4 protein-coding genes are annotated in these 5,321 nt (G+C 66.7%); 1 reads left to right on the forward strand and 3 read right to left on the reverse strand.

Annotated features, from left to right (window positions below; translation table 11 throughout):
* Positions 1-2,684, forward strand: a 2,684-nt coding sequence (gene mobF / locus N802_RS18955) for a MobF family relaxase (RefSeq protein WP_035919565.1), incomplete at its 5' end; no start/stop codon positions are given.
* A gap of 359 nt (positions 2,685-3,043) precedes the next feature.
* Here the strand turns inward: mobF and N802_RS19785 are convergent.
* The 3 genes from N802_RS19785 to N802_RS18970 all read right to left on the reverse strand — a co-directional run bounded on the left by N802_RS19785 (position 3,044) and on the right by N802_RS18970 (position 5,215).
* A complete protein-coding gene (locus tag N802_RS19785; RefSeq protein WP_156971529.1) occupies positions 3,044-3,466 on the reverse strand; it encodes a hypothetical protein in 423 nt (140 codons plus the stop codon).
* Between the two features lie 292 nt (positions 3,467-3,758).
* Positions 3,759-4,586 (reverse strand): GIY-YIG nuclease family protein, encoded by an 828-nt coding sequence (locus N802_RS18965; RefSeq protein WP_035919573.1) that lies wholly within the window; start codon positions 4,584-4,586, stop codon positions 3,759-3,761.
* Between the two features lie 95 nt (positions 4,587-4,681).
* Complete coding sequence (locus N802_RS18970) at positions 4,682-5,215, reverse strand: hypothetical protein (RefSeq protein ID WP_156971530.1); 534 nt, start codon at positions 5,213-5,215, stop codon at positions 4,682-4,684.
* Positions 5,216-5,321: the final 106 nt, after the last annotated feature.

Below are 5,321 nucleotides of genomic sequence, written 5' to 3' on the forward strand. Positions count from 1 at the left end.
CCGTCACCGGCGAGCCCCTCGGCCAGATCCCGCGCACCCAACCGACAACGGTCATCGATCGGTTCGGCCGCACACGCAAGTCGCCCAAGACTGTCGCCGGTTTCGACCTCACCTTCTCCGCGCCCAAGTCCGTCAGCGTCGCCTGGGCGCTGGCCGATGACGCCACCCGTGCCCGCATTTACGCTGCCCACCGTCGCACCCTCGAGGCCGTCATCGCCTATGGGGAGTCCCAGGTCTTCGCGACCCGGCTCGGCAAGGGAGGTGTTGTCCAAGAAGACATTCGAGGCATCATCGCGACCGCGTTCGACCACTGGGACTCCCGCTCCGGTGACCCCCAGCTCCACACCCACGTCGTCGTGCTCAACCGCGTCCAGGCCGTCAGTGACGGCAAGTGGCGGACCCTCGACTCCAAGGCGCTCTTCCGCGCCGCGGTCGGCATGTCCGAGCTCTACAACGGCGTCCTTGCCGACCAGCTCACCGCCGACCTCGGCTGGACCTGGGCTCCCGAGAAGCGCCGCCGCTCCGCCGAACCGAAGTGGGAGGTCGAGGGCGTACCCAAGGCCCTGCGCGACCACTTCTCCCAGCGCACGACAGCGATCGACGCCGCCAAGGACAACCTCGTCGAGACCTTCACGGCCTCCCACGGCCGCGAACCCACCGCTCGCGAAGTCATCCAGCTGCGCCAGCACGCCACCCTCACCACGCGCGAGGACAAACACGTCCGCCCCCTGCGCGACCTCATCTCAGAGTGGCGTGAACGCGCTAGGGACCACATCGGCGACCAGCCCGACGAGTGGGCCGCCAGCCTCACCCGGGACACGGCCCCGACTCTCCGCTTCGCTGAAGACCTGGACGACGCGATCCTTCGTGACGCAGCGAAGATCGTTCTCGCCAAGGTCGCCGACAAACGAGCCACCTTCACCCGCGCCAACCTCTTCGCCGAAGCCCTCCGCGAACTCCACGGCGTCCGCTTCGCCACGCCCGAAGACCGCGCGACCGTCGCCGGCAAGACCGCCACCTACGCCACCGAACTCGCCGTCCAGCTCACCCCGCCAGACACCGGTCGCACCCCCGACGAGCTCCGCCGCGCAGACGGCACCACCAAGTTCGTCGCCCGCGACAGCGAACTCTTCGCCACCCAGGAGCTCCTTGACGCCGAAGCCCGACTCCTCGACCTCGCCGCCGCCGAAGACGCGCCGGTCGTGCCCGCTGCCACAGCGTCGGCAGTCACCGAGCAGCCGCTCCCGGGACGCAGCCATCACCTGTCGCCCGAGCAGGCCGCCGCGGTCATCGCAACCACCACATCCGGCCGCCGCGTCGACCTCCTCGTCGGCGCCGCCGGCACAGGGAAGTCCACCGCAATGGCCGGAGTCCGAGCCGCATGGGAAGCCGCCCACGGCCCCGGATCCGTCGTCGGCCTCGCCCCCTCAGCCGCAGCCGCCGAGGTCCTCGCCGACGCCGTCGGCGTCCCCACCGAGAACACCGCCAAGTGGATCAGTGAGCTGGACCGCCTCCCCGAACTCAAGGCCAAAGCCGATGCGTATGCCGTCCGCCTGGCTCGCGCGTACCCCTCACCTGCCACACGTCGACTGGAGGCGGAAGCCGCAGCGGCACGGACGGCATACGAAAGGCGGGCCTTGCGTCCAGGGCAGTTGGTGATCGTGGACGAGGCGTCGATGGCGGGCACGTTCGACCTGGACCGGATCGCGACTGCCGCCACGGCGGCGGGGGCGAAGGTGCTGCTTGTGGGGGACTGGGCGCAGCTGTCGCCTGTGCAGGCTGGGGGCGCGTTCAAGCTGCTGGCCGATGCGCGAAGGGACGTCCCGGAACTGCACGACGTGCGCCGGTTCCGCCACGAGTGGGAGCGGGCCGCGGGCCTCGAGCTGCGTCGGGGGCGGGCGTCGGTCGCGGCGACGTATGCGGCGAAGGGGCGGGTCGAGTCCGGGACGCGGCAGGACATGGTCGACCTGATCTTCGAGGGGTGGCGAGAGGACGTGCGCGCGGGTCGAAGTTCACTGATGCTGGCCTCGGACTCTGAGACGGTGTCGGAGCTGAATGCGCGGGCACGGGCTCATCGGATCGCTGCCGGGAAGGTGGCCGGGGAGGGGGTTCGGCTCGGTGACGGGTCTGTTGTCGGGGTCGGTGACGTCGTCGTGACGCGGCTGAACCGTCGGGCGCTGGCGACCGGGAGCGGGTGGGTCAAAAACGGCGACGACTGGGTTGTGCAGTCTTTCGGCGAGGACGGGTCGATGCGGGTGCGGCGGGCCAGTGGGGGCGCGGTGGCGGTGCTGCCGGCGGAGTACGTGGCGGAGAACCTCGAGCTCGGGTATGCCACGACCGCGCACCGCGCGCAGGGGCGCACGGTGGACACGGCGCACGCGTACGTCACGGCGACGACGGTGCGCGAGCCGCTATATGTCATGGCGACGCGGGGGCGGGAGTCGAACCGGCTCTACGTCGACACAGCGTTCGATCCCGATGCCGCGACCAGCCACGGCGAGGATGCCCACGCCGACCCGAGCGAGATCCTGCAGACCGCAATCGCAACGAGCGGCGCCGACCTCTCCGCCGCCGAGACCCGCCGCTTGGAGGAAGAGGCAGCGGCTGCGCCGTGGCGCATCGAAGCCCAAGGCGCCGCCGCCCTTGGCGCGACCCGTGGTTCCGGTCTAAGTGTGACCGGCTGAGTCAGCAGCTCTGTCAGTGCTCGATAAGAGAATTCAGGCATGAGAGAGACTCATCACGAACGGAGTCGCCTGATGCTGCCTCCCGACGCTGACCCTCATGTGCGCTACCGCGCCCCGCGCGGCACGTGTCCCTCCTGCGGATCGGTGGAGGTCGTCCACTTGATCATTGGCCTGCCGGCCGTACCTGATGTCGGAGCCGATGTCCCCGACTGGGCGCGTCCGGTGGGGTGCGTGCACCCGGGGCACGACAGAGAGTGTTGTTCCTGCGGGGCGATCTGGGACAGCGCCGCGGGCGACCTTCCGTGAGCGGTTCGACGGCGCTAGGGTCGGGTCCTTCGTGGTGAATGGGACAAGCTGGCTCAGCGGAGCAGTTCGGGGCTGGAAAAACCGTTCGCGTCGACCCGATGGCAGATTCCGGGCGCTCGGAAGTTGCGTCCGACGACCTGCGTCCATTCCTTGCCCACGGGGAATTGCGGACGCTGGATATTGGAGACGAGACGTCCGTCAAAGATGAGGTTGATCAGGAGCGCTTCGAGTTCGCCCACGATGTGGTGCATCTCGGTGCGTCCCAGTTCTTCTCTCTGTTCGATCTCCGCCCAGCCTTTCAGGAGAGGCCTGTACGTCTTCCGCCGTTCGTCGAGCTTCACGTCATCGAACGAGAACCAGGAGAACGTAGTCCAGTTCTTCGTCCCATCGTCCGTATGCGCCAGTAGGCGCTTCCCGATTCCCTGGCCGCTTCGTCCCAGGCCCGCGTACACCGGCCTTCCGTGCTTCTCGAGCACATAGACCCCAGCGGCGGCACGGAAGTCGCAGAGTCTGAGGCCAGGCGCAATGCTTCCGCGACGACCCAGAAGTTGCCATCCGCGCCCCCGACCTGGGTGCCAGTCAACTTCCTTCCGTGCCCAATGGAGTCCGAAGGCGCCGATCAGGTGTGTGCTTGCGACCATGTGCCCTTTGTACTCGGCGCGCCACCTGCGCAGGCTGGGATCAGCCGAACGGCCAAGGCCTTGCCTTGAGTCCCATCACGTGGGTTCCGCGTCGGACGGGGCCTACGGCTGCCGACCGCGGCCATTCTCAATTCTTGTTGTGACCTAGAGATCGCGCGTGGAGCACGTCCTTCCAGTACGACTCGCGCGCCAGGACGTGCGCGTCGTCGGTGCGCATGGACCAGTACTCCAGGAGGGCGAACCGCATGTTGCTCCGGTAGTACTCCTCACCCTTCTCCTGGACGAGCTCTTGCAGGCCGACATTGTTGCCGTGGAGGGTGGTCGCGTAGGTCGACCACCGTTGCCAGATCCCGGTGTCGCCATAGGCGGAGCCGACGTACCGCTGCCCCGTCTCCTTGTCGTGGATGACGTAGACGCCCTTCATGCTCTCCAGTGCGACCCGCCAGTCAGCCCGAGCCTGACTGACCACAACCTGAAGATCCGCGAGGCTGTGGTTGATCCGATCGTGTCCAGGGAAGGGGTCTCCTGCGAACGGCTCTTCTAGGATCGACGAGACCGTCATCGCCGGCAGCACGGACTCCATCTTGCGACGGATATTCCTGCCGCTGAGTTTGTGGCGGATGTAGAGCCTTCGAATGAAGGGGCCCATGAGATCTACTCGTAGAACAACCGTGTACGAACGTGCCTGCTGCTCGGAGCGTCGTTCCAGGACCTCCCAGATCCCACCGAAGAGCCACAGCGATGCGTCGTGCTTGTCCTGTGCGACAGAGAAGATGAACTCGCGGTTGAAGTCGTCGTTGACGCTTCGCCACGAGTTCCAGCCCTGCCACTCGTCTGCGTTGGTAGCAAGGACGTCGATCGGGTGCTGGATCCCGTTCCAGACCGCGAAATGGACCTTGTACTTCTCCGGGTCGAGGTCTCGCGATAGCAGCCAAGAAAGTGGGATCTCATCCATGGTCGGAGCGTAGGTCGCGGCAGTCACTTCGTCCTGCGTATGCCGAACGGATGGGTCCCGGCAGCCTGATCGGTTGAGGAATGCTGGCAGGCCGGTCAATACCACGCGTGAACGAGATCGACCCGGTCGCGCCACACTCGTTGGACCACCAGATGCACCTCGAACCCCAAGTGCTTCTTCGGCGTCGGGCTGGACACAAACTGGAAGACGGTGCTGTTCAAATCCTCAGCGCTGTGTTCACGGAGCGAGGCCACGTGGAATGCTGGTCGATTGGTCTGGACGAAGTCGACGACGCTGCGGAGGTCCTGATCACTCGAACGCACATTCGTGCCGGCGAACCACCTGATGCCGAACGATCGGCCGAAGCCAGCCATGGTGTATCCCACCACTGACGCGAGGGCGTGCGTCAACACTGCTGCCGTGTCCGAAGTGGGCGACAGACGCATGGCCAGAGGCGGGCCCGCGACATCGACGAGCTCCAATCCAGACTGGTTTGTGTGGAGGGGTTGCGGCGCGTCGGCAAGCTTTCTGAGGAAGAAGTCCAGTGCCGCGCCGCTTGAGTTGGGCGCAGACATTCCGAAGACGTCCCGGTAGGCCCTTGCTCCGCGCCGCATCTCACGTTCGATCATCTGCCCCGCGGCAAGGGCGCGGGTGACGTCAGCCCATCCGAGAACGCAGTACACATCAATCTCGGGGTGCTCTGGGGACAGAGCCCCGGGGAGTGGTGGGGATTGG

Origin of the sequence: Knoellia sinensis KCTC 19936 (assembly GCF_000768705.1) — a bacterium.
In the GTDB taxonomy this organism is placed as follows: Bacteria; Actinomycetota; Actinomycetes; order Actinomycetales; family Dermatophilaceae; genus Knoellia; species Knoellia sinensis.